This is a genomic window from Streptomyces sp. NPDC031274 (assembly GCF_055570235.1).
This window is the reverse complement of sequence record NZ_JBVIHP010000013.1, coordinates 173,189-198,930: the sequence shown is the minus strand read 5'-3', so window position 1 is coordinate 198,930 and position 25,742 is coordinate 173,189. Positions and strand designations below refer to the sequence as shown.

The window sequence follows — 25,742 nt, the reverse complement described above, 5'->3', positions numbered from 1 at the left end:
GAACGAAGCAGGCGAGTCAGGCGTTCAGGTCAGTCCGGCGTCGTGGGTGATGAGCGCTACCTGGGTGCGGTTGGCGGCGTCCAGCTTGGCCATGATCCGGCTGAGGTGGACCTTGACCGTGGACTGGCTCACGAACAGGTCGGTCGCGATCTGAGAGTTGCTGCGGCCCTGGGCGACCGCCACGGCGACCTCGCGCTCGCGGGCGGTCAGCTCCGCCATCCGCGAGCGCGCTTGCACCTGCGCTTCCGCTTGCGGGGCGCCTGCGCCCGTGGCGAAGGCGGCGAGCAGCTTGGTGGTGATGCTCGGTGAGAGCATCGCCTCGCCGCGTGCGAGAACCCGTACCGCGTCGGCCAGTTCACGCGGCGAGCTGTCTTTGAGCAGGAACCCCGCCGCGCCGCTCTGGAGCGCGGCATAGACGTATTCGTCGACGTCGAAGGTGGTGAGCACAGCGACGGTGGGAGGATCGGGCAGCGCGGCGAGCTGCCGGGCGACCTCCAGGCCGTCGACACCGGGCATCTGGATGTCGGTGAGCACCACGTCCGGGCGGTGCTCGGCCACCAGGTCCACTGCCACCGAGCCGTCGGCGCCCTCGGCGACCACCTCGATGTCGGGCTGGGCGTGGAGGATCATCCGGATGCCCTTGCGCACCAACTCCTCGTCGTCCAGGAGGATTACCTTGACGGTCACTCAGGCCACCTCCTCGTCCGCCCACGGGTAACGTCGCGTCGCCTGCACACGGTATCCGCCGTCCCTGGTGCGCCCGGCACGCCGCGATACGGCCAACGTCCTCGGCGGCCTCTCCCCGCCCCCTCCGCGATCATCCAGGTCCCCTCCGCGATCATCCCGCAGCACGACACGGCCGACGTGCCGTAACACTTTCGGGCAAGCCAGTCCGAGCGCTGAGAGTGACGCGCCGAGGGCGCCCGCCCGGACAAGATCGACGGTGTCGGGTCCGGCCGGGTCCGACATGGACGTTCGACGTGGACGTTCGACGACGCCCCTCGGCGCAGTCACGCGGAGCCGGTTCCGTTCCGGCGCCGCTCCTGAGCTTCGCGGGGGTCGCATCCTGAACGAGACGCAGGAGGACTGATGATCAAGCGCGGCAAGGCGGCTCTGTGTGCGGCGGCGGGAGCGGTCGCGCTCACCATGACAGTGGCACCTTCGGCATCGGCGATCATCGGGGGACACGACTCCACCTCGAAGTACCCGTTCATGGTGAGCCTGCAGAAGGACGGCAAGCACTACTGCGGCGCCTCCCTGATCAAGCGGGACTGGATCGTGACCGCCGGGCACTGCTCGGTGAACGTCAAGACCAAGCAGCTTTCCGTACGGGTCGGCGACCAGGATCGTACGAAGGGCGCCAAGGCGAAGGTCACCAAGGTCGTCGCGCATCCGGGCTTCTCCTACGAGCCGTTCCGCAACGACGTGGCCGTCATGAAGCTGGACCACCCCGTGAACGCGAAGCCCATCAAGCTGGCCGCCGAGTCCGGGCCCGCGGGTACGGACACGCGGATCCTCGGCTGGGGCATGACCTGCGAGGACGGCAGCGAGTGCCCGAAGCCGCCGACGCGTCTGCAGGAGCTGGACACCAAGCTCGTCGCCGACCGCCGGTGCAGCGAGAACTACAACCGGGACAACGAGCTGTGCACCGACAGCCCGACCGAGAACGCGCAGGCGTGCATCCTCGACTCCGGCGGGCCGCAGATCAAGGGCCGCCCCGGGCACTGGGAGCTGATCGGCGCGACCAGCCGTGACGGCGACGCCGATCCGAAGTGCGCCAGCGGCCCCGGCATCTACACCGACCTGACCGCCCACCGCGACTGGATCGAGCGCGCCACCGCGCAGTGACCGGCGACGGCTCCGTCCGCCTGGGCGTCGAGCCGATGGGCCCCACCGTTCGCGGTGGGGCCCATCGTTCGCGGTAGGGACCATCGTTCGCGGTAGGGACCATCATTCGGTGGCGAGGCGGACCGCCTGCGGGACCTCGGCCGGTGTGCTCGCGGCGACGCCCGCTGTCAGGGGTACTCCGCTGACGGTGATGAGGGACGCCGCCCGCATCGTGGTGGCGGGGTACGCCACCTACATCCGTAAGGACGGCTGCTGGCCCACCCAGCCCATCTGGGACAAGGACGCCAACTACCTCCAGGCCCGCGTGAACCAGCTCAACGGCGTGCTCGCGGACCAGAGCAGGGCCCACCACGCCACCTACGTCGACACCGCCGCCATCAGCGCCGGTCACGACACCTGCGCCGCGTCCTCCGAGCGCTACATCGAGGGCCTGATGCCCTCCAGCGCCGCGGCGCCGCTGCACCCCAACGCCCGGGGCATGGCCGCCTTCGGGGCAGCCGTCGCCGCCGCCGTAAAGCAGTAAGCACAGTGGGCGCAGTGAGCACAGTTGGCGCAGTGAGCGCAGTAAGTACTGACAGGTCCTGACAGCCTCCGGCCGTCGCTGTCAGCGCGCGGGCCGCGCGCTGACAGCGGCGGTCGGCATCGTCTTGTCCATCGAGAGCGGCGAGGGCCCGAACGGGTCCGAGCGGGTCTGAGCGATCTGTGGAGGAGGACAAGATGTCGTACGCCATCAAGGCCGAAGGACTGGTCAAGAAGTACGGGGACTTCGTCGCGCTGGACGGCGTCGACCTGGAGGTACCGGCCGGCAAGGTCATCGGGGTGCTCGGGCCGAACGGCGCCGGGAAGACCACCACCGTGCGGATCCTGTCGACGCTGCTTCGGCCCGACGCGGGGCACGCGACCGTCGGGGGCCACGACGTGGTCAGGGATCAGGTGCGGGTCCGCGGCCTCATCGGGCTCACCGGCCAGTACGCCTCCGTGGACGAGGAGTTGTCCGGCGCCGAGAACCTCGTACTCCTCGGGCGGTTGCTCGATCTGTCCCGGCGTGACGCCAAGGCGCGGGCCGTCGAACTGCTCGAGCGGTTCGAGCTGACGGAGGCCGCCCAGCGGCCGATCAGCACCTTCTCCGGAGGGATGCGGCGGCGCCTGGACCTCGCGGCGAGCCTCGTCGGACGGCCGCAGGTCCTGTATCTGGACGAGCCGACCACCGGACTCGACCCGCATGCCCGCAAGGAGGTCTGGGCGGTCGTGCGGCGGCTCGTCGCCGACGGGGCGACCGTGCTGCTCACCACGCAGTATCTGGAGGAGGCCGATCAACTCGCCGATTCCATCACCGTGTTCAACCGGGGCCGCGTCGTGGCGGAGGGCCGTCCCGACGAGCTCAAGCGGCGGGTCGGCGGTCAGACGCTGCAGGTCAGGCCGACCGTCGCCCGCGATCTGGACACCGTGAGCGGCATCCTCGCCGAGCTCACCGGCACCCCGCCCCAGCGCGACGCGGACAACGGTCTGCTCACCGTGCCGGTCGACGACCCGATGCTGATCTCCGCCCTCGTACGGCGCCTCGACGGGGCCGGAATCACCGCCGACGAGTTGGGCCTGCGCCTGCCCAGCCTGGACGAGGTCTTCCTGGCGCTCACCGGAAAGGCAGCGAAGGCAACGAAGGCAGCGTGAGCGCTCCGGCGGGCCTGCGGTGAGAGTCCCGTGGGCCGGGGGCCGGGGGCCGGGGGCCGGGGGCCGATTGGGAGGGCTATGCGCGCAGTCCCCCACACCCCTACGGGGCGCCCGCACAGGACCGAAACACGTACGTCCCCCAGCGCCGCCCCCAGCGCTCCCCAGCTCCCCCAAGCACCCCTGCCAACTTGCCAACTCCCCAACTCGCCAACCTGCCAACCTGCCGAGAGGACCCCCTCATGAGCACCGTCGCCACCCCGGCCAACCCGACCGCCCCGCAGTCGCACGCCGCCCCCGCCCTCCGCATCACCCCGGCCAAGGCCGCCCGGCACAGTCTCGCCCTCGCCGGGCGCGGCATCACCAAGTTCGTCAAGTCGCCCGCTCGGCTCGTCGACGTCGTCCTGACACCGATCGTGTTCCTGCTGATGTTCGTCTACCTCTTCGGTGGCGCCATCGCGGGCGGCGACACCGACGCCTACTTGCAGATGATCACGCCCGGCATCATGGTGATGACCGTCTTCCAGGCGAGTATCGGCATCGGCGTCTCGCTCAACGCCGATGCGAGCACCGGCATCTTCGACCGGTTCCGCAGCATGCCGATCGCCCGCTCCGCCCCGCTGATCGGCGCGGTGCTCGCCGACATCATCCGGTACGTCGTCTGCCTCGCCACGCTGGTGGCCCTCGCCCTGGTCATGGGCTACCGGGTCGACACCAACCCGGCGGCGGCCCTCGCCGCGCTCGCGGTGCTCATCGCCTTCGCCGTCAGCTTCTCGTGGATGTCGGTGTACGTCGGCATGCTGGTCAAGACCCCCGGTTCGGTGCAGGGCCTGATGACCGTCCTGGTGCTGCCGCTCACCTTCGCCAGCAACGTGTTCGTCCCGGACCGCACCATGCCGGGCTGGCTGCGGGTCTGGTCGGACATCAACCCCGTGAGCCTGATGGCCGACACCATGCGCGGCCTGCTGAACGGCGGCGAGGTCGCGGGGCCGTTCCTCGGCAGCCTGGCCTGGATGGTCGGCGTGATCGCGGTCTTCGCCCCCCTCGCGATGCGGGCCTACCGCAAGCGCGCCGCCTGAGCCCTACAGCACACCCCCCACCCCTCCCCACACCCCACAACACACACGAACCACCCGCTACGAAGACACCACCGGCTGACCGGCTTCCTTGGTCAGCCGGTTCAGCACGTCCGCCCTCGACAGTCCGGCGCCCCTTCCGTACGCCTCCGCGAACCCGGCGTCACCGAGCCGCCCCACGATCCCGGCGACCAGCTCCCCCAGCTGCGGATCCCCCTCGTCGGACACACCGCGGACGACCTGGCTCATCCCGAGCGCGGTGGCCGCCCCTGCCGCGTCTCCCTCCAACAGAAGCAGCCGGGCGAGGAGTTCGGCGGCCTGCGCGATGTCCGCGGCCTCGCCCCGGGCGAAGGCGCCGCCCACCGCCCTGGGCAGAAGCTCGCGCGCCCGCACCCCGTCGCCCTGCGCGAGCCGGTTCGCCGCCCGGGCGCCCGCGATCAGATCGCGGGCCATGTCCTCGGGGAGGGTGAGCCGGTCCGCGATGCCGTCCAGGCGGTCGAGGATCGAGTCGGCCTGCTCCAACTCTCCCGACCTGCGGTGCAGATCAGCGAGGCTGAACAGCATCTCGGCCTCCATCCGCCGATACCCCAGCTCCTTGGCCTGCCGCCGCGCCGCGTGGATGTCCCGCAGGGCGCCCTCCCGGTCGCCGCCGCGCAGCCGCTCCGCCGCGAGCGCGGCCCGGCTGTTGAACAGGTCGTCCTCGGCACCGAGTTCGGTACTGACGGCCACCGCCCTCTCGTACGCGGCAATCGCGTCGCCGTGCTCCCCGCGCAGGGAGTGGTCCCGGCCGACGGCCAGCAGGGCGAGGCCCAGGCCCCAGCGGTCGCCCACCGCCTCGAAGCCGTGCAGGGCCGCTCGGCGCGCTTCGGCACCGGCAGGCTGCTCGCCCCGCCCGGTGAGCACGAAGTCCCGCGCCCAGTGCGCGCACGCCCGCACCCAGGGGTCCGGCTCCTCAGCTGCCCGCCGGAGACCGCTCTCCCCGAGGTCGGCGTTGCCGGTGAGGTACGCGAGCATCGGGATCCACAGGAGCAGCGCGGGGTGGAACTCCCCCGCGCCCGCACGCTCGCAGTCCTCGATGAGCGTCCGCACGGGTATGCGGTCGGGATTCGGGGCTACTGAAACGTCCACATCGTCCGAAGCGTCCGAAGCGTCCGTGGACCCCGGGGTGCCCGCCATCAGCCGCACCACGCGGAACGCGGCCCGCGCCCGGCCGGGCAGGTCCTCGTCGAAGGTGAGGACCTCGGCGAGGAACGTCTCGAACTGGGTGCTCATCCCCCTGATCCCCCAGTACCAGAACAGCGCGCCCACGAACCGCGACACGAGGTCCGCGTCCCTGGCCTCCACGGCCGCCCGCAGCGCCGAGACGAGATTGTCGTGCTCGGCGTCGAAGAGCGCGATCGAGCGGAGCTGGTCGCCAGTGCGCAGGGCGGGCTCGTGCTGCTCGGCGAGGGCGAGGAAGTAGGCGGAGAAGCGCGCGGCGGTCCGAGCTCCGCCGCCATCCCCACCGCCAGCGCCCCCACTGCCACCGCCCTCACCACCATCACCCCCACCGGCCTCGGCTCCACCTGCTTCGGCTTCACTCAGGCGGTCGGCCGCGAAGGCGCGCACGGTCTCCGACATGCGGTAGCGCTGCTCGCCGTCGCCCTGGCCCGTCCCGTCCCGGTCATCGGAAATGTCCGTGTCCAGGAGGGACTTCTCCACCAGGGAGCCCAGGACGTACACGATGTCCTCGGCAGGCAGCGTGCCGTCCGAGCAGACCGCCTCCAGGGCGGCGACGGTCACACCGCCCGGGAAGATCGACAGCCTGCGGGTGAGGATCCGCTCGGGCTCATCGAGGAGGTCCCAGCTCCACTCGACCAGCGCGAGCAGCGTGCGCTGGCGCGGCAGCGCGGTCCTGCTGCCCGAGGTCAGGAGGCGGAACCGGTCGTCGAGGCGGCGCGCGATCTGGCCGACGCTCATCGAGCGCAGCTTGGCCGCGGCCAGTTCAAGGGCGAGCGGAAGGCCGTCGAGGCGTCGGCAGATCTCCACCACCGCGCCCACGGTGGACTCGTCGAGCGCGAACCCGGGCCGCACTCCGGACGCCCGGTCGGTGAACAGACGTACCGCCGCCGAACCGGCCGCCTCCGCGAGCTCCGGAGCCCCCGCGGGCACGCCGAGCGGACCGAGGTGGCACAGCGCCTCGCCGGTGATGGCGAGGGGTTCCCTGCTGGTGGCGAGAATCCGCAAGTGCGGCAGCCGTTCGAGGAGTTCGTAGGCGAGGTCCGCCGCCGCCTCGACCAGGTGCTCGCAGTTGTCCAGTACGAGGACGGCCTCACCGACATCGAGCACCTCGGTCACGTGGTCGGTCACGCGGTCGGTCACCCCGTCGCTGCTGAGCCCGGTACCGAGACCTGTGCTGAGACCTGTGCTGAGCGCGGCATGCACGGCGTCGGCCAGCTGGTCCGGGGTGCCCACGCCGGCCAGCGGCACGAACCACACCCGGCCCCGCTGATACGCCCGGTGCCGGGTCACGGCTTCGAGCGACAGTCTGGTCTTGCCCGCGCCGCCGGGCCCGACGAGCGTGACGAGGCGGGAGGCGGCCATCAGCGCGGCGAGCTGGTCGAGTTCGGCGTCACGGCCGACGAAGCTGGTGAGCCGGGCGGGGAGCCGCCTGGGCGCGGGCGCCGTCTCGGTGCGTGCTGCTGACGACTCCAACTCGCCGCGCAGCAGCGCAAGATGCACGTCCTTCAGCTCGGCCGACGGGTCGACGCCGAGTTCGTCATCGAGTCTGGCCCGCATCTCCTCGTACACGGCGAGGGCGTCGGCGTTGCGGCCCGCGGCCGACAGCGCGCGCATCCGCAGCGTGGCGACGCGTTCGCTCAACGGGCGTTCCGCGCCCGCCACTTCGAGGTCGACGAGGACATCGGCGTACCGACCGAGGCGTATCTCGGCGTCGAAGCGGTCCTCCGTTGCCGTGGCCCGCAGGTCGTCGAGGCGCGCGGCGGCGACGCGGGCGAAGGGTGCCTCCAGGACGTCCGCGAGGGCGGCGCCCCGCCACAGCGCGAGCGCGTCGCCGAGCGTCGTGGCGGCCTCCTCCAGGCGGCCCGAGGCCAGCTCGCGCCTGCCCTGCCCTGCCAGCTCCTCGAAGCGGTACGTGTCCACGTCGTCGGCGTTCACCGCGACCCGGTAGCCGCCCGCGACCGATTCCACCGCCCCGGCCCCGCGCAGGGCCTTGCGCAGCCGGGACACCAGCGCCTGCAGGGCGTTGGCCGCGTCCACCGGCGGCTGCTCGCCCCACAACCCGTCGACGAGCGCGTCGACGGAGACCGGCCGCCCCTCTTCGATGGCGAGCCTGGCGAGCAGCATGCGCAGCCGTACGCCGCCCAGGCCGACCGGCGTCGCGTCGTCGGCGGTGGCTCCGACCGGTCCGAGCAGAGAGATTCTCACCGAGCTGACTTTATCCACCGCCCACCCACCCTCCTCGTTAGTTGTACGTAAGGGTTCGGGGGCATGGTTAAGCTGGGCTGCATGCTTGATACGCGGCGCATGCAGGTACTCCGGGCAGTGGTCACCAGCGGTTCCGTGACCGCCGCCGCACGGAACCTCGGGTACACGCCCTCCGCGGTGAGCCAGCAGATGGCGGCCCTGGAGAAGGAGGCAGGCATCGCCCTCCTGGAGCGCACCGGGCGCGGGGTGCGGCCGACGGACGCCGGGCGGCTGCTCACCGAGTACGCGGTCGCCATCGGCAAGCAGATCGCCGAGGCGGAGACCGCCCTCGCCGAGCTGCGGGCAGGGCGGACGGGCCGGGTCTCGATGCGGTACTTCACCACGGCGGGCTCGACGCTCGTCGCCCCGGCACTCGCCGCGCTGCGGCGCGCACAGCCCGGCGTACAGGTGGAGTTGAAGCTGTCCGACCCCGACGATCCGATGCCGCAGGTACGGGACCGGCTCGCTGATCTCGCCCTTGTGGTCAGGCCGCACGGCCAACTGGGGGTGGAGGGCGTGCGGTTCGAGCACCTCCTCGACGACCGGTACCACGCGGTGCTGCCCGCGGGGCACCCGCTCGCCGCGAAGCGGCTGCTCGACATGACGGACCTGGCCGACGAGCCGTGGGTGGCCAGCGAGACGCCGGGCCCCTGCCTCGACCCCATCCTGGACGCGTGCGGCGCGGCCGGGTTCAGCCCGGACTTCGTGGTGGAGAGCGGGGACTACGCCACGGCGCAGGGCTTCGTCGCCGCGGGCCTCGGCGTCAGCCTGGTCCCACGACTCGGCCTCGACGCGCACCACTCCGGGGTGGTCGTGCGCGAGGTCCACAACCCGGTGCCGGTGCGGTCGATCTACGCGGCGGTACGGGGGCCCGCGCCGGACCGGCCTGCGGTGCGGGGTCTTCTCGACGCGCTGCGGGACGCGGTGGCTCAGATCGGCGGGGATTCCGCTTCCGCCGCCTCTCCAGCTACCTCTCCCTCCGCCTCTCCCTCCGGCCCGGCGTAGCACCGCACGGTGACTGTCTGCTGCGGGCTCCAGCGCTGTTCGCCCGTGCCGAGGAATCGCCAGCCCGTACGTTCGTAGAGGGCGGTCGCCGACGTGTCGTACGCGACTACGTCCAGGACCGGGTGCAAGCCCAGCTCGGCGGCTTCCGCCGCGGCCCGCGCGAGGAGCAGCGCCCCCAGTCCGTGACCGCGGGCCTCCGGCGCGACGAACAGCCGACCGACCACGGCGATCTCGTCGACCGGGACGCCCTCACGCCTGCTCCACAGGGCGGGCGCCACGTCACCCGGCGCGCTCGCGCAGAGCACGACGTGCCCGGCGACACGGCCGCCGAGCTCGGCGACCCAGGCCCCGATGGGCGAGCCTCCGTCCCCGCCCCCACCCCCGGTCAGCCAATCGGTCGGCTTCTCAGGCCAGTTGGTGGGATAGCCGTCGGCCACGTGCACCTGGGCCAGGGCTTCCACACAGGCGGGGAGATCGGAGGCGCTGCGGGGGCGTACGTGAGGGATGGGGGCGGTGTGCATCGTCGTATGCAAGCACAGGGGGCATGACTGTCCATGACCGTCCATGGCTGTCTGCCGCCCTGCTCGCGCCACACCTCAAGTCCCCGCGGCCGGGCCCCTTCTTGAAGTCCCCGCGACCGGGCCCGTTCTTGACGCTCAGATGACTCTGCCGACCATGGGCGCCCCGCGCCCCCCGCGCTAAGGTCGGGATTCAGACAGAGCCTGCATGACATGGGGGAGGCGGCCGCCAATGGCGCCGGATGAGGCTGTGATCGGCTGTACCGGTGAACTCGTCATCGGTACACGCGGATCCGCGGGGCCCGGAGAGGTCCTGGTGCGGATCCGAGGGGGTTCCGAGACGTTTCTCGCCTGGTCCGACGAGCCGCTGCCGCACGGCGCGGCCGTGCTCGTGATCGAGTCGCGGGGCAGCCGCCAGGTCGATGTCATCAAGTGGGCTGACCCGTTGGACGCGTTGACCGGCGAAGATGCCGGCAACGCCGGTTGAGGAGTCGATCCATGTTCGGTTACCGCGTTCCCGCCCCCGATGAGGCGATGCTGATCTCCGGCGGCAGGCGAGGCCTCGGCGGCGCCCCGTTCCGGGTGGTGACGGGGCACGGCAAGTTCGTGCTGCCCGTCTTCCGCAAGACCCGCTTCCTCACGCTGTCCATGTGCGAGGCGGAGGTCGCCGAGACCTGTGTGACCCGGCAGGGCATCGCCCTGACCGTGCGGGCCGTGATCGCCTTCAAGGTCGGCAACGACACGGAGAGCATCGTCAACGCGGGTCAGCGCTTCCTCTCCGACCAGGACCAGATGTCGCTGCTGACCGGCCGGATCTTCTCCGGCCATCTGCGTTCCATCATCGGCTCGATGACCGTCGAGGAGATCGTCACGGAGCGGCAGAAGCTCGCCACCGAGGTCCTTGACACCTCGAAGTCCGAGATGGCCAAGATCGGCCTGCACGTGGACTCGCTGCAGATCCAGTCGATCGACGACGGCGAGACCGGCTACATCGAAGCGATGTCCGCCCCGCACAAGGCCGCCATCCAGCGCCAGGCGCAGATCGCCCAGGCACAGGCCACCCAGGCGTCCGCGGAGGCCGAGCAGGAGGCCGCGCGGAACCAGGCCGAGTACGCGCGGCAGACCGCGGTCGTGCAGGCCCAGTACTCCGCCGAGGTCGAGCAGGCCCAGGCCCGGGCCGCCCAGGCGGGCCCGCTCGCGGAGGCGCACGCTCAGCAGGAGGTGCTCGACGCGCGCACCGAACTCGCCGAGCGCGCCGCCCAGCTGCGTCAGCAGCAGCTGGTCGCCGAGGTGATCAAGCCCGCGGAGGCGGACGCGGAGCGCATCAGGGTCCTTGCCCTGGCCGAGGCCGAGCGGATGAAGATCCAGGCCGAGGCGGCGGCGTCGTACGACCGTGTCGCGCTCGACCGGATGCTGATCGACCAGCTGCCGCTGATCGTGAAGGAGGCGGCGACCGGCCTCTCCGGTGCCAACGTCAACGTACTGAACGGCGCGGACGGACTCGGTGAGATCGCGGCCGGGCTCGTCGGGCAGGGCCTGACGATCCTGGACTCGGTACGGAACAACCTCGGTACGCCCTCGGCGCAGGGAGGGCAGGGGCAGGGCGGGAGCGAACCGGTGGACATCAAGCGGTACTTGGGCGCGCCCGCGGGCCGTGGCCAGGCGGACGGCGGGAGCGGTGGCGGTGGCGGTGGCGGTAAGGGGGACGGCCCCGTCGAGATCCAGTAGTCCTGACCCTCGGCGGCCGTACGTTCCTGGCCCTGGCCTCGGCGGTACGTTCCCGGCTCGGGCCTCGGCCGTACGTTCCCGGCTCGGGGCCGGGCTCCGGGGCGGGCGGGGCTGCGACGCTGGTCGGGGGGCGGGTGGTGTCGGTTTTTGTCTTCCCGCTGCTGGCGCTGAGGCTGCGAGCACGCTCAACGGGCCAGGCGTGCGAAGCCCCGGTGCCCGGGAGATGATCGATTCCATGGACGTCACCCTGCACCTGGCACAGGAGCCGGAAGCCGATGAGCTCCTCGGCCGCAGTCCGCTGGCCGCGCTCGTCGGGATGCTGCTCGATCAGCAGGTTCCGATGGAGTGGGCGTTCGCGGGCCCGCACACGATCGCCCGGCGGTTGAACGCGGACGATCTCGACGCGCACGAGATCGCGGCGTACGACCCCGACGAATTCGCGGCGCTGCTCTCCACCAAACCGGCGGTGCATCGTTATCCGGGGTCGATGGCGAAGCGGATCCAGCAGCTGTGCGCGTACCTGGTGGAGCACTATGACGGTGACCCCACCGCCCTGTGGGAGGGCGCCGAGTCCGGCAAGGAGCTGCAGCGGCGCCTGAACGACCTCCCCGGATTCGGAAAGCAGAAGTCCCAGATCTTCCTGGCCCTGCTCGGCAAGCAGCTGGGCGTACGTCCCTCCGGCTGGCGGGAGGCGGCGGGGCCTTACGGAGAGCCGGACGCGTACCGCTCGGTGGCGGACATCACCGGCCCCGAGTCCCTCCAACGGGTCCGCGCCCACAAGCAGCAGCTCAAGGCCGCGAAGGCCTCCGGCAGCTAGCCCCCCCCAACCCCTCGGCGTCACCCCCACCGAACAGGCTTTCCCCACCCACCCGCCCGATTACCCCGCGTCCATCCCCTGACGAACAAGCTCTCCCACCCACCCGCCCGATTGCCCCGCGTTGCCAGGGGTGGGCGGGTTGGGTCATTTGGCGCGGTCGGGGTGGGGGGCAGTTGGCGCGGTCGGGGTGGGGGGGCAGTTGGCGCGGTCGGGGTGGGGGGGGCGCCTTTTGGTGCGGTCGGCGTGGGGGGTGGGGGGGCTTCATCTGGCGCGGTCAGGGTGAGGGCTTCATCTGGCGCGGTCGGGGTGAGGGGCCGCCACCTGGCGCCGTCAGGGTGAGGGCTTCATCTGGCGCGGTCGGGGTGAGGGGCCGCCACCTGGCGCCGTCAGGGTGAGGGCTTCATCTGGCGCCGTCAGGGTGAGGAGCCGCCACCTGGTGCCGTCAGGGTGGGGGCTTCATCTGGCGCCGTCAGGGTGAGGAGCCGCCACCTGGTGCCGTCAGGGTGGGGGCTTCATCTGGCGCCGTCAGGGTGAGGAGCCGCCAACCGGCGCCGTCAGGGTGAGAGGCCGTCAACCGGCGCCGTCGGCATTGGGGCCGTCATCTGGCGCAGTCGGCATGAGGGGGACGTGAGGAGCGCGTCAGCCGCAGGACCCGCCCGTAGCCCATGAGGGCGGATCTCGGCGTCGAGGAACACCAATCGGGTCCAGTCGGGGGACATGACCCCTCATGAGCCGCGCCGCGTCACCCCGACCCGCGTGGCTCCGAGCTGCCCTCGTCCTGCTGGCGCTCCTCGGCACCGTCCTCGCCCCCGTGGCCCCCACCGAAGCCGCCCCCGCCCCACCCGCGGCTGCCGTATCCATCGAGCCCGCCGGCGAGGCCCACCAGGACGCCACCGACAGCGCACTCCGCGTACCCACCAGACGCCCCACCCCCGTCACCACCCCACCCACCACCCCGGCCACCACAGGCCACCGCACCCCCGAACCACTCCCACCGCCCGCACCCCCGTACCTCCATCTCCCCGCCCCACGCTCCGTCGTCCTCCGCTGCTGACAGTCCCCCAGTCCCCACCCCGGACTGACCACCCCCCATCAGCAGCAGCGAACCGAGGAAGACACCCATGCCCATCGACCCTTACGCGGCCCTGCACGCCCTTCTCCGCGCCGAAGCCGTACGCAACGCCCCCAGCCCCGAGGCCCCCGCCCCGGCCCCGTCACAGATCGAGGACGAGGACCCCGAGAAGAAGCGCAGCTCCGAGCAGAACGGACGCTGACCCCACCGGCGCAGACGCGGACGCGGACGACGCTCAAGGCACGCCCCCGCCCGCCTCAGTGTCTGCGCCGGGCCGTCCCGAACACCGACCGTGAGATCTCCCGCCAGATCAACCGGTTCAAGCCCTTTTTGATCCGCGTGGTGAATGATCAGGCCGAGCGACTGCTCCTGGGTCCGGTTCCGGGTCCGGTTCCGGGTCCGGTTCAGCTGAGGCACCTTCGACAGCAGCAGCCCCTTCAGACGCCCCTTCAGACGCCCCCCTCAGAAGTCCCCCTTCAGAAGTCCCATGAGACGCCTCACCGGAACCCTTCCCTCCGCTTGTCACCCCCGCGACCGGCGAAGACTCGTTAGAGGGGTTCGCGCTCCCCGTCATGGACGGCACTGGTCGGCTCTCGCTCACCTCTGTCCCTGTTCCCGGCCTGAGTGTTTCCGTTATGCCCCGATAACCGGCGTCATTTCCCAGCGTCGTACTCCGTCGCCATGGCTGCGCCCGGAGAGCCTTGCCCGGTAGGCTTTCCGTGTGATCTTCAAGCGCATCGGAAACGGCCGGCCGTACCCCGACCACGGCCGGGAAAGCACCCGGCAGTGGGCGGACGTCGCGCCGCGCCCGGTCCGCCTCGATCAGCTCGTGACGACCAAGGGCCAGCTGGACCTAGAGACGCTCCTCGCGGAGGACTCGACGTTCTACGGCGACCTCTTCGCGCACGTGGTGAAGTGGCAGGGCGACCTCTATCTGGAAGACGGACTGCACCGCGCGGTCCGCGCGGCGCTCCAGCAGCGCCAGGTACTGCACGCCCGCGTCCTCGAGATGGGCTGACCCGCTGCCGACAGCGGACCAGCAGTGGACGACAGCCGTACCGCCGGGCAGTACCGCTAGGCAGTACCGCTGGGCAGTACCGCCGGTCACTCACGCCCTCATTGGCCCTTTTGGGTTGCACTGAGCCCGAGTCAATGATCATTTAGTAGGCATCACGGCGTCACCGCACTACGCTGCGCCCATGAGCATGCTCACTCCCCCCGGTATGGGCGGCAAGTACCGCATCACGGGGGCCAAATATCCGCGTATGCGCCGACACCGTGGCCGCCGCAGGATCGTGCTCGCGGTGGTCGCGTCCGTCATCGCGGTCGGACTGATCGGCTGGGGAACCCTGCAGCTCATCGACGTCTTCACGGGCGGCGACAAGGCCACGGCGGCGAGCTCGCGCGGCGACTGCGCGGCCAGGAAGACCGGCCCCTCCGGCGGTCCCTCGGGCAGCCCATCGGGCAAACCGTCCGGGCCCAAGGCACTCCCCGAACCCGGCCAGATCAAGGTCAACGTCTTCAACGCCACGGCCCGCGGCGGCCTCGCCAAGGACGTCGCCGCCGAGCTCAAGAAGCGCGGCTTCACCGTCGGCAAGGTGGACAACGCGCCGAAGGCGTACGACAAGAAGGTCAAGGGCACCGGGATGCTGCTCGGCGCCAAGTCCGCCACCGACAGCGCGCTGCCTGTGCTCGGCACGCAGCTCGCGGACGCCGAGAGCCGGACGGACGCCCGCAAGGGCGCCGAGGTGGACCTCATCCTGGGCGCGAAGTTCAAGGATCTGGCAAAGAAAAAGGACGCCGACAAGGCTCTGGCGGTACTCGCCAAACCCAAGCCGACGCCCTCACCGTCCAGCGGCCGGAAAGACTGCTGAGCGCTGCTCCCGGCCCCCGTAGGGAACACCCTTAGGGAACCCCCGTAGGGAACTTGCTGAGCCGCTGCTCCCGGACTCCCCGTAAGGGCTGCTGAGCGCTACTCAGCAGTCCCGTACATCCGGTCCCCGGCGTCGCCGAGGCCCGGCACGATGTAGCCGTTCTCGTTGAGCCGCTCGTCGACCGATGCCGTCACGACGGTCACCGGCGTGCCCGCGAGTTCGCGCTCCATGATCTCGACGCCCTCGGGGGCGGCGAGCAGCACCACGGCGGTGACGTCGTCGGCACCGCGCTTGATCAGTTCCTGGATGGCCGCGACGAGCGTGCCGCCGGTGGCCAGCATCGGGTCGAGGACGTACACCTGGCGCCCGGAGAGGTCCTCGGGCATGCGGGTCGCGTACGTCGACGCCTGCAGCGTCTCCTCGTCGCGGATCATCCCGAGGAAGCCCACCTCGGCGGTCGGCAGGAGGCGCACCATGCCGTCCAGCATGCCGAGCCCGGCGCGCAGGATCGGCACGACCAGGGGGCGCGGGTGGGACAGCTTGACGCCGGTCGTCGGGGTGACCGGGGTCTCGATGTCGACCTGCTCGGTGCGCACGTCCCGGGTGGCCTCGTACGCGAGCAGGGTGACCAGCTCGTCGGCGAGGCGCCGGAAGGTAGGAGAGTCGGTGCGCTTGTCGCGCAGCGTGGTGAGTTTGTGCGCCACCAGCGGGTGGTCGACGACGTGGATCCGCATGACATCAACAGTAACCGCGCCCCGGACCACCTGGACTCCCCCCGTAGACGGCCGGTCCCGCCCACCCCCCGGCCCCTTGAAACACCCCGCGCTGGCATCAAACCCGCCGAACGGGGGAAAGTGGACGTACGACCTGGGGTGGTGTTGCCCATGCCCGACAGAGAGCCGGGCGGCCGAGAGCCGGACCGCGAGACCGAAGCAGAGCGCCGTCGCCGTCGTGCCCAGTTCCTGCACGAACGGGCCGAGGCCATCGAGCTCCGCGACCGTGTGAAGCCGCGCCGCGCCCGGGCGGCACGGATGCGTCAGCAGATGCGCATGCGCACCTTCCGCTGGTAGCGGCCACCGCTCGCGCAGGCCTCGGGGGAGCCTTCCGCGCGACTCGACGCGGACACGACGCGAACACAGCGGGCGGAAGACCTCTCCTCAGGCCGTGGTTTCTGCCACGATTCCGAGTGGGCGGGGCTTGGAACAGCAACTCCCCCGCTCCCCGAACTGGCCGGGGGGACACCCAAACCGTCAACCGGCACTGTCTATGACCAGTGGGAGAGTCACGGTGTACTTCGCCGCACTGCTCGCGCGCACCGAAGACGGGTGGGAAGCGAGCGACACGGAGCTCGACGATGTGGAGAGCCTGTCGGATCTGACCGACCTGGCCCGTGAGTCCACGGCCGCCGACAGCGCAGAGGACGACACCGTCCTCGTCTTCATCGAACAGGAGGGCGCCTGGTTCGGCGTCGTCCGTGTCGACGGTGAGGAGGACCCTCGTATCTACGTCTCGGACGCGGCCGCGGCCGCCCGCAGTTCGTACGGCGAGATCCTGCTCACCGACGAGATGCTCGGCCGTGAGCCGGGCACCGACGATCCGGGCGTCGATCTGGACGCCCTCGACCTGGACGGCACGGAGGACGGCGAACCCGCCGATCCTGACGCCGCCCCTGATTCCGCCACCGACGACGACACGGGGGACACCGCGGACGACGCGCTGCCCGCGGGGCCCCTCGGCGACTCGGAGCTCCTGAGCGACCTCGGCGTGCCCGAGAAGGGGCTGCTCGGCCTGGAGCCCGGTGACGCGCTCAACGACATCGCCGAGATCCTCGGGGCGGCGGAGGTGCTCGAGGCCGTCCGCTAGGTTCCCGGTGTGACCGACCGGACCGCCCCCGTCCCCCCACCCGAATCAGACCGAGTACCCGACCGAGTACCCGACCGAGAAACCGACCGCGAAACCGATCCCGTACGCGACCGCTGGCGGGCGCCCATGCGGCTCGCCCTGGCCGAGGCGGAACTGGCCGTCCAGGGCGGCGATGTGCCCGTCGGCGCCGTCGTGCTGTCCCCGGACGGCACGACGGTGCTCGCCGCGGGCCACAACGAACGCGAGGCGACCGGCGACCCGACGGCGCACGCGGAGGTGCTCGCCGTCCGCCGGGCCGCCGCCGCGCTCGGCGAGTGGCGCCTGACCGGCTGCACGCTGGTGGTGACCCTGGAGCCGTGCACGATGTGCGCGGGCGCGCTCGTCCAGTCCCGGGTCGACCGGGTCGTCTACGGAGCGCGTGACGAGAAGGCGGGCGCCGCGGGCTCCGTCTGGGACGTCGTACGCGACAGAAGGCTCAACCACCGCCCCGAGGTGATCCAGGGCGTCCTCGAAGAGGAGGCCGCCGGGCTGCTCACCCGCTTCTTCCGGGGGCGCTGAGCGGCTTCGGCACGGGCCTGGGGCAGCTCTCCTGCGGGCGCCGGGCAGCCGTCGGCCAAACGGATTTCGGACCACGGCCCACCTTGGGCTAGAGTTCCTCTCGGTAGCGTGTCCGAGCGGCCGAAGGAGCTCGCCTCGAAAGCGAGTGTGGGGAAACTCACCGTGGGTTCAAATCCCACCGCTACCGCTCTTGATACGAAGGCCCCGTCCGCGAGGACGGGGCCTTCGTCGTTTCCGGGAACAGGTGATGGGCGGGGCAGGGTCTGTCTGTCCGCAGAGAGCCCCGATGCCGTGAAGGCATCGGGGCTCTCTGCGGACAGACAGACAGACAGACAGATAGGCAGACAGACGGATAGGTCGGGGGAAGCGGCATCGGGGGGACAAGCCGCTTCCCCCGATGAGGACTGGAACCCTCAAGCCAGCGCCGTCGTTCGGGGGAAGCAGACGGCGCGTGACCCCGCAGTGGGGCCAGTCCCTTGCCCGCGGATTCCTGCCAGATCCGCTGGGCACATCACCAATCCTGCGCTCCGCGCCACGGGGAACCGTCCGGCAAAGGGCCTCTGCTGCCAGGCCGTTGGTCCCTAAAGGCCTCGTGAGCGAGGCGCGGGTTAGACTCACGCCCGTCACAGGGGCCACACGGCGCAGTAGGTAAGGGGAGGCCGAGAGCATGGCGGTGCAGGGGAAAAAAATCGGCCTCTTCGTGGTCGTCGTCTTCATTCTCTACGTGATCATCACTGATCCCGCCAAGGCCGCGGACTACGTACAGATAGGCTTCGAGGCGGTTTCGGACGCCGCCCGGAGCATCGGCGACTTCATGACGTGGGTCGCCAACGGAGGCAAGGACTGAGCGGTCGACGGCCGGCGGTCGGCAGTCGGCGGTCGACAGTCGGCGGCTCGTCCCGCCGCCCTGCGCCCCCTCCCTCCACCCTCGTCTCCCTGTCTCCCCGATACCTCACCGATCCCCCCGGCCTTTCCAGGAGTGCGCATGATCCGCCATCTGGTCCTCTTCAAGCTCAACGACGGCGTCCGGCGCGACGAGCCGCGTGTCGTCGAGGGCGTCGAGGCCTTCCGCGCGCTCGGCGGGCAGATCCCGGAGCTCACGTTCTGGGAGTGCGACTGGAACATCACCGACCGGCCCATCGCGTACGACTTCGCCATCAACTCGGCGGTCGAGGACACCGATGCCCTGAAGCGGTACATCGAGCACCCCGCCCACCAAGCGGGCGTCGCTCTGTGGCGTGAGTTCGCCACGTGGGTGATCGCGGACTACGAGTTCTGAGCGTCTGAGCCACCTGGCCCGACAGCCCCGCACCGAGCGGCCTCTCACCTGAACGGTGAGGGGCTTTTCTGCGTCTTACGGCCCAACTTGCCCCTCAACACGTAGTTATCGGGTGCTTGCACACAGTGCACATGTCTTGTGATGCTATGACCGCTTTTGACGGATGAGTTGACCAAGGTCGGCTGATCTTGACCGAGCTCGACAGGACTTGACCTGGCTTGACCGAGAAGGGGTGGCGTTGACCGTGCCGGCCAGTACTGCGCCCGAAGCACCACCCGCACCACCCACACCCTCCACACCGACCGCACCGACCGCACCACCCGCGACCCCGCAAGCGAGCAGCGGCCCCGGCGCACAGAGCGCGCCGGGCCTACAGGACGTACAACCGGGCCCGCAGGACGCACAGACGGCCCTCAGCGCTCCCAGCTCGCCCAGCACGCCCAGCAGCCGGGGTGCCGAGACGCGGGCCCTGACGCAGGTGCTCTTCGGCCAGCTCAAGGATCTTGAGCCGGGCAGCCCCGAGCACGGCCGCGTCCGCGGTGCGCTCATCGAGGCCAATCTGCCGCTGGTGCGCTATGCCGCAGCCCGTTTCCGCAGCCGCAACGAGCCGATGGAGGACGTCGTCCAGGTCGGCACGATCGGCCTGATCAACGCCATCGACCGCTTCGACCCCGAGCGCGGTGTGCAGTTCCCGACCTTCGCGATGCCCACCGTGGTCGGTGAGATCAAGCGGTACTTCCGCGACAACGTACGAACCGTCCACGTGCCGCGCCGCCTTCACGAGCTGTGGGTGCAGGTGACCGGGGCGACCGAGGACCTCACCACGGCGTTCGGGCGCTCGCCCACGACCTCGGAGATCGCCGAGCGGCTGCGGATCACCGAGGAGGAGGTCCTGGCCTGCATCGAGGCCGGACGTTCCTACCACGCGACGTCGTTGGAGGCGGCCCAGGAGGGCGACGGTCTGCCCGGCCTGCTCGACCGGCTCGGCTATGAGGACCCGGCTCTCGACGGCGTCGAGCACCGCGACCTCGTACGGCATCTCCTCGTCCAGTTGCCCGAGCGCGAACAGCGCATCCTGCTTCTGCGCTACTACAGCAATCTGACGCAATCACAGATCAGCGCCGAATTGGGCGTTTCTCAGATGCATGTGTCAAGACTGCTGGCCAGAAGCTTTGCGCGACTTCGATCCGCAAACCGTATCGAGGCGTAACCGTATCGAGTGGACTGCTCTCTCGGCGGTCCCGACGATCTCGCGAGCAGAAAAGCCCCAGACCCCCTCTTTCCTGCATCGATGTCACCCTTCATTGTCGACATGTAACTACAGCGTGTTGCCGACATGTGACATTCTGCTGGAACAGCGTTTGCGACAGCCTCACGTCCGGTATTCAGGTGGAGGCTGCGTTCCTCCGACGGGAACGTCCGCCGTGACCGTCCGCGACCTCAAGGGGGTGGCATGTCCGCAGACCAGGGCAGCTCGAAGGTGCTCACGCTCACCAAGAGCGAATCAGCGCCCGACGCGCTTGCGAGCTCAAGTGTTTCCGGGGCTTCCGCAACCATCGACACCCGCACCCTGTCCCGCTCCCTGTTCCTGCGGCTCGCCGCACTCGACAAGGACAGCCCGGAGCGTGTCTACGTAAGGGACACGCTGATTGAGCTCAATCTCCCGCTCGTTCGGTATGCGGCGGCACGCTTCCGCAGCCGCAACGAACCGATGGAGGACATCGTCCAGGTCGGCACGATCGGCCTGATCAAGGCGATCGACCGCTTCGACTGCGAACGCGGCGTGGAATTCCCGACGTTCGCCATGCCGACGGTCGTCGGTGAGATCAAGCGCTTCTTCCGCGACACGAGTTGGTCGGTGCGCGTCCCGCGCCGCCTTCAGGAGTTGCGGCTCGCGCTGACGAAGACGAGCGACGAGCTGGCGCAGAAGCTGGACCGCTCACCGACCGTTCCCGAACTCGCCAAGGCGCTCGGGGTGTCCGAGGAGGACGTGGTCGACGGCCTGGCCGTCGGGAACGCGTACACCGCCTCCTCGCTGGATTCCCCGGCCATCGAGGACGACGGCGGCGAGGGCTCCCTCGCGGACCGCCTGGGGTACGAGGACAGCGCGCTCGAAGGCGTCGAGTACCGCGAGTCCCTCAAGCCCCTGCTCGCCAAGCTGCCGCCGCGTGAGCGCCGCATCATCATGCTGCGCTTCTTCGCGAACATGACGCAGTCGCAGATCGGCGAAGAGGTCGGCATCTCGCAGATGCACGTCTCGCGTCTGCTCACGCGGACGCTTTCGCAGCTGCGGGAAGGGCTCATCGCGGACTGATCGCACTCCCCCTGTGGCGCAAGGTGCCGCGGGGGGACCGGAGTTGCTGACGGGGTTCCTAATTGACGGACCGTCAGACACACTGGCGCCATGCGACGTGGCATGCGGAACGTACTGGGTGCGTCTACGGCCGCCCTGTGCCTGGGCGGACTCCTCGCGGCCTGCGGCAGCGGGGACGGCGACGGGTATGTGGCTACGGGGCCGGTCGGCGCGGGACCTCAGCGGAGTCCGGGCAAGGGCGTCGCCCCCACCGGGGGCGTTGAACTCGTACCGCTGGACGGCAGCGAGGCGTCGCCCGGCGGCAAGAGTGGCGGCGGCAGCTCCGAGTCCCCGGAGCCGGGCGGCTCGAACAACTCGGGCAGCTCAGGCGACTCCGCCGACAAGGCCTCCGGCGACAAGACCGCGGGCGGCAAGTCCGCAGCCGACAGGGCCGGTTCGGGCTCTCCAGCCAGCCCGGGCGGCGACGACTCCACGGCCGACGGCGCCAAGCCCGGTCGTACGAAGGGGAATTCAGCAGCGGGAAGCCCGGGGGGCAGCGGGACGAGCAGCGCCCCCTCCTCCCCTTCCGCGCCCGACGCCAGCACGGGACCCAGCGGGCCCGCGAAACTCAGCGTCGGCGATCCGCAGCGCAAGCCCGCGGCCGACCGCTGGTGCGAGAAAGTGACCGTCGCCTTTCGCAACACCGGCGGATCGCCGGTGCGGTCGGGCACGGTCACCTTCGGGACGCACATCATCGGTGCCCTTGGCGTCGACTGGGCCACAATCAAGTCGACCGTGAAGCTGCCCGCACCCATCGGCGCGGGAGAGCGGGTCAAGAAGACCTGGCCCGTGTGTGTGGACGCGTGGCGTGTGCCGCTGGGCATGCATGTGGAGACTCAGGACGTCTCCGTCAAGTGGAAGTAGGGGTTCTTCTCCGCCTGCGGGTCCGCCGTGGCTCAGCGCCTGCACTCTGCCTGCGGATCCGCCGTGACTGAGTGCCTGCACTCTGCCTGCGGGTCCACTGCGGCCGAGTGCCCGCGGGTCCGCCGAGGCTGAGTACCCGCGGGTCCGCCGTGGCTCAGCGCCTGCGGGTCCGCTGCGGCTAAGCGCCCGCAAGTCCGCCGAGGCTCAGCGCGCCCACGCGGCGGAGCCGCGTACGTCAGCCCCGCGCCCCTGAAGGGGCGCCCCCTGCTTGAGCTACTTCAGCGCCAGCCAAGCCACCCCCGCCACCACCACGATCGCGAGTACGACGCCGATGATCAGGCCGATGCGCGGGCCCGCGGGCGCCGCCGCCGGCTGCTGTGCTCGGCCCTGCGGGGACTCGTCGACGAAGGCGCGGAACATCTGCGTGCTGCCGGCGGGGTCGGGGGTGTTCTGGGGGCCCTGGGGGTTGTGTGCCATAGCGCAGGACCCTAGCGAACCATCGGGGGTCGGCCCAACCCCCACTGACCACGGACTTTACGAGCGCGGTCCCAGACCTTTACCGACTCTTTAGGGCGTTGGTCCAGTTTTAGTTTGCCTGCGGCAACCAACTGTCTCTATGGTTGCCCTAAGCAACAACATAGGAGGTGCCGTGGCCGCGCAGCGTCAGTACGAGGAGCTGGCCCGACAACTCAGCGCCATCGGTGCCGTGAAGCGTGGCCTCGGAAGGGGCTTGCCGCACGACTGCCCGGCAGGGTCCGCCGCCGTACTCATCCTGCTCGACCGGCACGGAGAGATGCGGATGAGCAGGCTCGCCGAGCTGCTCGCCGTGGACATGTCGGTGACCAGCCGCCACGTGGCCCATGTCGCCGAGAAGGAATGGATCCTGCGGGATCCCGACCCCGCCGACAAGCGCTCCCGGATCCTGCGCCTGACCCCCGGGGGCAAGGCCAAGGTCGACGAGCTGTCCGACCTGTCCATCAGGACACTCACCCACTACTTGCATGACTGGTCAGACGACGAGGTCGTCCAGCTCAGCACGCTGCTCGCGCGACTGCGCGACAGCTTCGGGGACTGCCGTGCGGCTTCGGCCCGGCTCCCCTTGGAAGAGACCACCCGTACACCCGCGTAACGAAGAGGAAGCCCATGGCAACAACCACACCATCCGGTGTGCGGGGCAGCCACGCCAAGCACGGAGCGGCGCACGACGCGAGCGCTCCGATGACACACCGGCAGATCATGGAGGCCCTCTCGGGCCTGCTGCTCGGCATGTTCGTCGCGATCCTGTCGTCGACGATCGTCTCCAACGCCCTGCCTGAAATCATCGGCGACCTGGGCGGCGGCCAGTCCGCCTACACCTGGGTCGTCACCGCGTCGCTCCTGGCGATGACGGCGACCACGCCCCTGTGGGGCAAGCTCTCGGACCTCTTCAGCAAGAAGGCCCTGGTCCAGATAGCCCTGATCATCTACGTCGGCGGTTCGATCGTCGCGGGTCTCTCGCAGAGCCCCGAGATGCTGATCGCCTGTCGTGTCGTGCAGGGCATCGGCGTGGGCGGTCTCTCCGCCCTCGCACAGATCGTGATGGCCGCGATGATCTCCCCGCGCGAGCGCGGCCGTTACTCCGGCTACCTCGGCGCGACCTTCGCCGTCGCCACCGTCGGCGGCCCGCTGCTCGGCGGTGTCATCACCGACACCTCGTGGCTCGGCTGGCGCTGGTGCTTCTACGTCGGCGTGCCCTTCGCGATCATCGCGCTGATCGTCCTGCAGAAGACCCTGAAGCTGCCCGTCGTGAAGCGGGACGTCAAGGTCGACTGGGGCGGCGCCTTCTTCATCACGGCGGCCGTCTGCCTGCTCCTGGTCTGGGTGACCTTCGCGGGTGACAAGTACGACTGGATGTCCTGGCAGACCGGCGTCATGGTCGGCGGTTCGATCGTCCTCGGCCTGCTCTTCCTGCTCGTCGAGTCCAAGGCGAGCGAGCCGATCATCCCGCTGCGCCTCTTCCGCAACCGCACCATCACCCTCGCCTCGCTCGCCTCGCTCTTCGTGGGTGTCGGCATGTTCGCGGGCACGGTGTTCTTCAGCCAGTACTTCCAGCTGGCGCGCGACAAGTCGCCGACGATGTCCGGTGTCATGACGATCCCGATGATCGGCGGCCTGTTCATCTCGTCGACGGTCTCGGGCCAGATCATCACGAAGACCGGCAAGTGGAAGGTCTGGCTGGTCTCCGGCGGCGCGCTCCTGACCGCGGGCCTCGGCCTGCTCGGCACGATGCGGTACGACACCGAGTACTGGCACATCGCGATCTTCATGGCGCTGATGGGTCTCGGCATCGGCATGATGATGCAGAACCTGGTGCTCGCCACGCAGAACCAGGTCGCTCCCGAGGACCTCGGCTCCGCGAGCTCGGTCGTCACCTTCTTCCGTTCCCTCGGTGGCGCCATGGGCGTCTCGGCGCTCGGCGCCGTGATGTCGACGCGCATCACCCACTACGTGAAGGACGGCCTGGAGGACCTCGGTCCCAAGGCCGCGGGCCTGGGCCACGGCGGCACGGGCGGCGGCGGCATCCCGGACCTGGACAAGCTCCCGGCTCCGTTCCGCACGATCATGGAGAGCTCCTACGGGCACGGCATCGCCGACGTCTTCCTGATCGCCGCCCCGCTGGCGTTCCTCGCCTTCCTGATCACGATCTTCATCAAGGAGGTTCCGTTGCGTACGGCAGGCGGACTCGCCCAGGCCGCCGAGGCCTCCGAGGCCCCCGCGGCCTCTCCCGCGGCCCCGGCGACGGCCGCCTCCGCGGTCACCGACGAGCAGCCGGTGCTCGCCTCCGTCGGCGCCCACACCGAAACGGGCCCCGAGGGCACGCAGAAGCTCGCAGCGGTGGCCTCCTCGGCCGCCGGTGACGCCCCTGTGCAGACCATCGGCGGCGGAACTCCGGTCCACGGCTTCGTCCGCGGCGCGGAGAGCGCTCCGGTCCCGCGGGCCGCGGTCACGCTGATCTCCCTCGCGGGACGTCAGCTGGGCCGTGCGGTCGCCCAGGGCGACGGGTCCTACGCGGTGGACGCGCCGGGCGCGGGCTCGTACGTACTGATCGCGTCGGCCGACGGTTTCCAGCCGCAGGCCTCCACGATCGTCGTCTCCGACGAGCCCCTCACGTACGACATCCTGCTGAGCGGCACGAGCGGCCTCAGCGGTGTGGTGCGGGCCTCCGACGGCAAGCTGCCGGTCGCGGGCGCCATGGTCATCGTGACCGACGTGCGCGGCGACGTGCTTGCCACCGGGCTCACCGGTGAGCAGGGCGAGTTCACCTTCGCCGAGCTGGTTCCTGGACAGGTCACCATCGCGGTGAACGCCGCGGGGCACCGCCCGATGGCGCTGCCCGTCGAGGTGGGCGCGGTCGGCGTCACCCGGGTCGAGGTCGAGCTGAAGTCCGGTTCGCGGGTGCTCGGCACCGTGCGCGCCAAGAGCGGCCCGCTGAACGACGCCCGGGTCACGCTCGTGGACGCGGCGGGCAACGTCGTCGCCACGGCGACCACCGGCTCCGACGGCGCGTACGCCTTCACCGACCTGGACAGCGGCGAGTACACGGTCATCGCGACCGGTTACCCGCCGGTGGCGACGGGCCTGACCGTCTCCGGTGAAGGTGTCGGCGACCACGACATCGAGCTCGCCCACCCCGGCGAGTAGTCGACCCCGGCCCGTGCGGGCACTTCGAGCGGATGAGCGCGCACGGGCCGGTTGTGTAAGGGCCCCCGGGTCG

Annotated in this window: 27 protein-coding genes and 1 tRNA gene; 23 read left to right on the top strand and 5 right to left on the bottom strand. The window is 70.4% G+C overall.

Annotation, left to right across the window (positions count from 1 at the left end):
• Positions 1-24: 24 nt before the first annotated feature.
• Complete coding sequence (locus ACZ5CR_RS22110) at positions 25-687, bottom strand: response regulator (RefSeq protein WP_468859887.1); 663 nt, start codon at positions 685-687, stop codon at positions 25-27.
• A 402-nt stretch (positions 688-1,089) separates the two neighbouring features.
• Here ACZ5CR_RS22110 and ACZ5CR_RS22105 point away from each other — a divergent pair, with 402 nt between their 5' ends.
• From ACZ5CR_RS22105 to ACZ5CR_RS22090, 4 genes are all read left to right on the top strand, one after another.
• On the top strand, positions 1,090-1,848 hold the full coding sequence (locus ACZ5CR_RS22105; protein WP_468859885.1) for a S1 family peptidase: 759 nt from the start codon (positions 1,090-1,092) through the stop codon (positions 1,846-1,848).
• Positions 1,849-1,957: 109 nt separating this feature from the next.
• Positions 1,958-2,371: a GDSL-type esterase/lipase family protein gene (locus ACZ5CR_RS22100; protein ID WP_468859884.1), complete on the top strand. Its 414-nt coding sequence runs from the start codon at positions 1,958-1,960 to the stop codon at positions 2,369-2,371.
• Positions 2,372-2,565: 194 nt separating this feature from the next.
• Entirely contained in the window at positions 2,566-3,519 is a 954-nt protein-coding gene (locus ACZ5CR_RS22095; RefSeq protein ID WP_468859882.1) for an ATP-binding cassette domain-containing protein, read from the top strand.
• Between the two features lie 239 nt (positions 3,520-3,758).
• On the top strand, positions 3,759-4,595 hold the full coding sequence (locus ACZ5CR_RS22090) for an ABC transporter permease (protein ID WP_468859880.1): 837 nt from the start codon (positions 3,759-3,761) through the stop codon (positions 4,593-4,595).
• Positions 4,596-4,652: 57 nt separating this feature from the next.
• Here ACZ5CR_RS22090 and ACZ5CR_RS22085 read toward each other — a convergent pair whose 3' ends face one another.
• Positions 4,653-8,018 carry an AfsR/SARP family transcriptional regulator gene (locus tag ACZ5CR_RS22085; protein WP_468859878.1) on the bottom strand — a complete coding sequence of 1,122 codons (3,366 nt, stop codon included), beginning with the start codon at positions 8,016-8,018 and terminating at the stop codon, positions 4,653-4,655.
• A gap of 81 nt (positions 8,019-8,099) precedes the next feature.
• Between ACZ5CR_RS22085 and ACZ5CR_RS22080 the strand changes: the two genes are divergently transcribed.
• Positions 8,100-9,062, top strand: a complete 963-nt coding sequence (locus ACZ5CR_RS22080; RefSeq protein WP_468859876.1) for a LysR family transcriptional regulator — start codon at positions 8,100-8,102, stop codon at positions 9,060-9,062.
• On the opposite strand, the gene ACZ5CR_RS22075 is transcribed toward ACZ5CR_RS22080, so the two are convergent.
• A complete protein-coding gene (locus ACZ5CR_RS22075; protein WP_468859874.1) occupies positions 8,987-9,583 on the bottom strand; it encodes a GNAT family N-acetyltransferase in 597 nt (198 codons plus the stop codon). The genes ACZ5CR_RS22080 and ACZ5CR_RS22075 overlap by 76 nt on opposite strands.
• 229 nt (positions 9,584-9,812) lie before the next feature.
• On the opposite strand from ACZ5CR_RS22075, the gene ACZ5CR_RS22070 reads away from it, so the two are divergent.
• From ACZ5CR_RS22070 to ACZ5CR_RS22040, 7 genes are all read left to right on the top strand, one after another.
• Positions 9,813-10,067 (top strand): hypothetical protein, encoded by a 255-nt coding sequence (locus tag ACZ5CR_RS22070; protein WP_468859872.1) that lies wholly within the window; start codon positions 9,813-9,815, stop codon positions 10,065-10,067.
• 11 nt (positions 10,068-10,078) lie between these two features.
• Positions 10,079-11,308: an SPFH domain-containing protein gene (locus ACZ5CR_RS22065; RefSeq protein ID WP_468859870.1), complete on the top strand. Its 1,230-nt coding sequence runs from the start codon at positions 10,079-10,081 to the stop codon at positions 11,306-11,308.
• A 235-nt stretch (positions 11,309-11,543) separates the two neighbouring features.
• Positions 11,544-12,125, top strand: a complete 582-nt coding sequence (locus tag ACZ5CR_RS22060; protein WP_468859868.1) for an HhH-GPD-type base excision DNA repair protein — start codon at positions 11,544-11,546, stop codon at positions 12,123-12,125.
• A 727-nt stretch (positions 12,126-12,852) separates the two neighbouring features.
• Positions 12,853-13,179, top strand: coding sequence for a hypothetical protein (locus ACZ5CR_RS22055; RefSeq protein WP_468859866.1), 327 nt, complete (start codon positions 12,853-12,855; stop codon positions 13,177-13,179).
• A 67-nt stretch (positions 13,180-13,246) separates the two neighbouring features.
• Positions 13,247-13,399, top strand: coding sequence for a hypothetical protein (locus tag ACZ5CR_RS22050; RefSeq protein ID WP_468859864.1), 153 nt, complete (start codon positions 13,247-13,249; stop codon positions 13,397-13,399).
• Positions 13,400-13,918: 519 nt separating this feature from the next.
• Positions 13,919-14,215, top strand: a complete 297-nt coding sequence (locus tag ACZ5CR_RS22045) for a type II toxin-antitoxin system VapB family antitoxin (RefSeq protein WP_014155093.1) — start codon at positions 13,919-13,921, stop codon at positions 14,213-14,215.
• Between the two features lie 181 nt (positions 14,216-14,396).
• Positions 14,397-15,071: a LytR C-terminal domain-containing protein gene (locus ACZ5CR_RS22040; protein WP_468859862.1), complete on the top strand. Its 675-nt coding sequence runs from the start codon at positions 14,397-14,399 to the stop codon at positions 15,069-15,071.
• Between the two features lie 98 nt (positions 15,072-15,169).
• Here the strand turns inward: ACZ5CR_RS22040 and upp are convergent, their stop codons facing one another.
• Positions 15,170-15,805 (bottom strand): uracil phosphoribosyltransferase, encoded by a 636-nt coding sequence (gene upp / locus ACZ5CR_RS22035; protein WP_363210194.1) that lies wholly within the window; start codon positions 15,803-15,805, stop codon positions 15,170-15,172.
• Positions 15,806-15,955: 150 nt separating this feature from the next.
• Between upp and ACZ5CR_RS22030 the strand changes: the two genes are divergently transcribed.
• The 9 genes from ACZ5CR_RS22030 to ACZ5CR_RS21990 all read left to right on the top strand — a co-directional run bounded on the left by ACZ5CR_RS22030 (position 15,956) and on the right by ACZ5CR_RS21990 (position 21,988).
• Positions 15,956-16,141, top strand: a complete 186-nt coding sequence (locus ACZ5CR_RS22030; protein WP_160505980.1) for a hypothetical protein — start codon at positions 15,956-15,958, stop codon at positions 16,139-16,141.
• 217 nt (positions 16,142-16,358) lie between these two features.
• The gene (locus tag ACZ5CR_RS22025; protein ID WP_468859977.1) at positions 16,359-16,934 is read left to right on the top strand and encodes a tRNA adenosine deaminase-associated protein; all 576 of its coding nucleotides are present in this window, start codon (positions 16,359-16,361) and stop codon (positions 16,932-16,934) included.
• A 126-nt stretch (positions 16,935-17,060) separates the two neighbouring features.
• A complete protein-coding gene (tadA, locus tag ACZ5CR_RS22020; protein WP_468859975.1) occupies positions 17,061-17,492 on the top strand; it encodes a tRNA adenosine(34) deaminase TadA in 432 nt (143 codons plus the stop codon).
• 102 nt (positions 17,493-17,594) lie between these two features.
• A tRNA-Ser gene (locus tag ACZ5CR_RS22015) sits at positions 17,595-17,679 on the top strand.
• A gap of 480 nt (positions 17,680-18,159) precedes the next feature.
• Positions 18,160-18,339 carry a hypothetical protein gene (locus ACZ5CR_RS22010; protein WP_468859860.1) on the top strand — a complete coding sequence of 60 codons (180 nt, stop codon included), beginning with the start codon at positions 18,160-18,162 and terminating at the stop codon, positions 18,337-18,339.
• A gap of 138 nt (positions 18,340-18,477) precedes the next feature.
• Positions 18,478-18,771, top strand: a complete 294-nt coding sequence (locus ACZ5CR_RS22005) for a Dabb family protein (RefSeq protein WP_389914952.1) — start codon at positions 18,478-18,480, stop codon at positions 18,769-18,771.
• Positions 18,772-19,015: 244 nt separating this feature from the next.
• Complete coding sequence (locus ACZ5CR_RS22000) at positions 19,016-19,981, top strand: RNA polymerase sigma factor SigF (RefSeq protein ID WP_468859858.1); 966 nt, start codon at positions 19,016-19,018, stop codon at positions 19,979-19,981.
• 243 nt (positions 19,982-20,224) lie between these two features.
• The gene (locus ACZ5CR_RS21995) at positions 20,225-21,085 is read left to right on the top strand and encodes an RNA polymerase sigma factor SigF (protein ID WP_468859856.1); all 861 of its coding nucleotides are present in this window, start codon (positions 20,225-20,227) and stop codon (positions 21,083-21,085) included.
• Positions 21,086-21,175: 90 nt separating this feature from the next.
• Positions 21,176-21,988 (top strand): hypothetical protein, encoded by an 813-nt coding sequence (locus ACZ5CR_RS21990; protein WP_468859854.1) that lies wholly within the window; start codon positions 21,176-21,178, stop codon positions 21,986-21,988.
• Between the two features lie 273 nt (positions 21,989-22,261).
• Here ACZ5CR_RS21990 and ACZ5CR_RS21985 read toward each other — a convergent pair whose 3' ends face one another.
• Positions 22,262-22,465 (bottom strand): hypothetical protein, encoded by a 204-nt coding sequence (locus ACZ5CR_RS21985; RefSeq protein ID WP_249589006.1) that lies wholly within the window; start codon positions 22,463-22,465, stop codon positions 22,262-22,264.
• Positions 22,466-22,637: 172 nt separating this feature from the next.
• Between ACZ5CR_RS21985 and ACZ5CR_RS21980 the strand changes: the two genes are divergently transcribed.
• On the top strand, positions 22,638-23,117 hold the full coding sequence (locus ACZ5CR_RS21980; protein WP_468859852.1) for a MarR family winged helix-turn-helix transcriptional regulator: 480 nt from the start codon (positions 22,638-22,640) through the stop codon (positions 23,115-23,117).
• An 89-nt stretch (positions 23,118-23,206) separates the two neighbouring features.
• Positions 23,207-25,669: an MFS transporter gene (locus ACZ5CR_RS21975; protein WP_468859973.1), complete on the top strand. Its 2,463-nt coding sequence runs from the start codon at positions 23,207-23,209 to the stop codon at positions 25,667-25,669.
• The last annotated feature ends 73 nt before the right edge of the window (positions 25,670-25,742 follow it).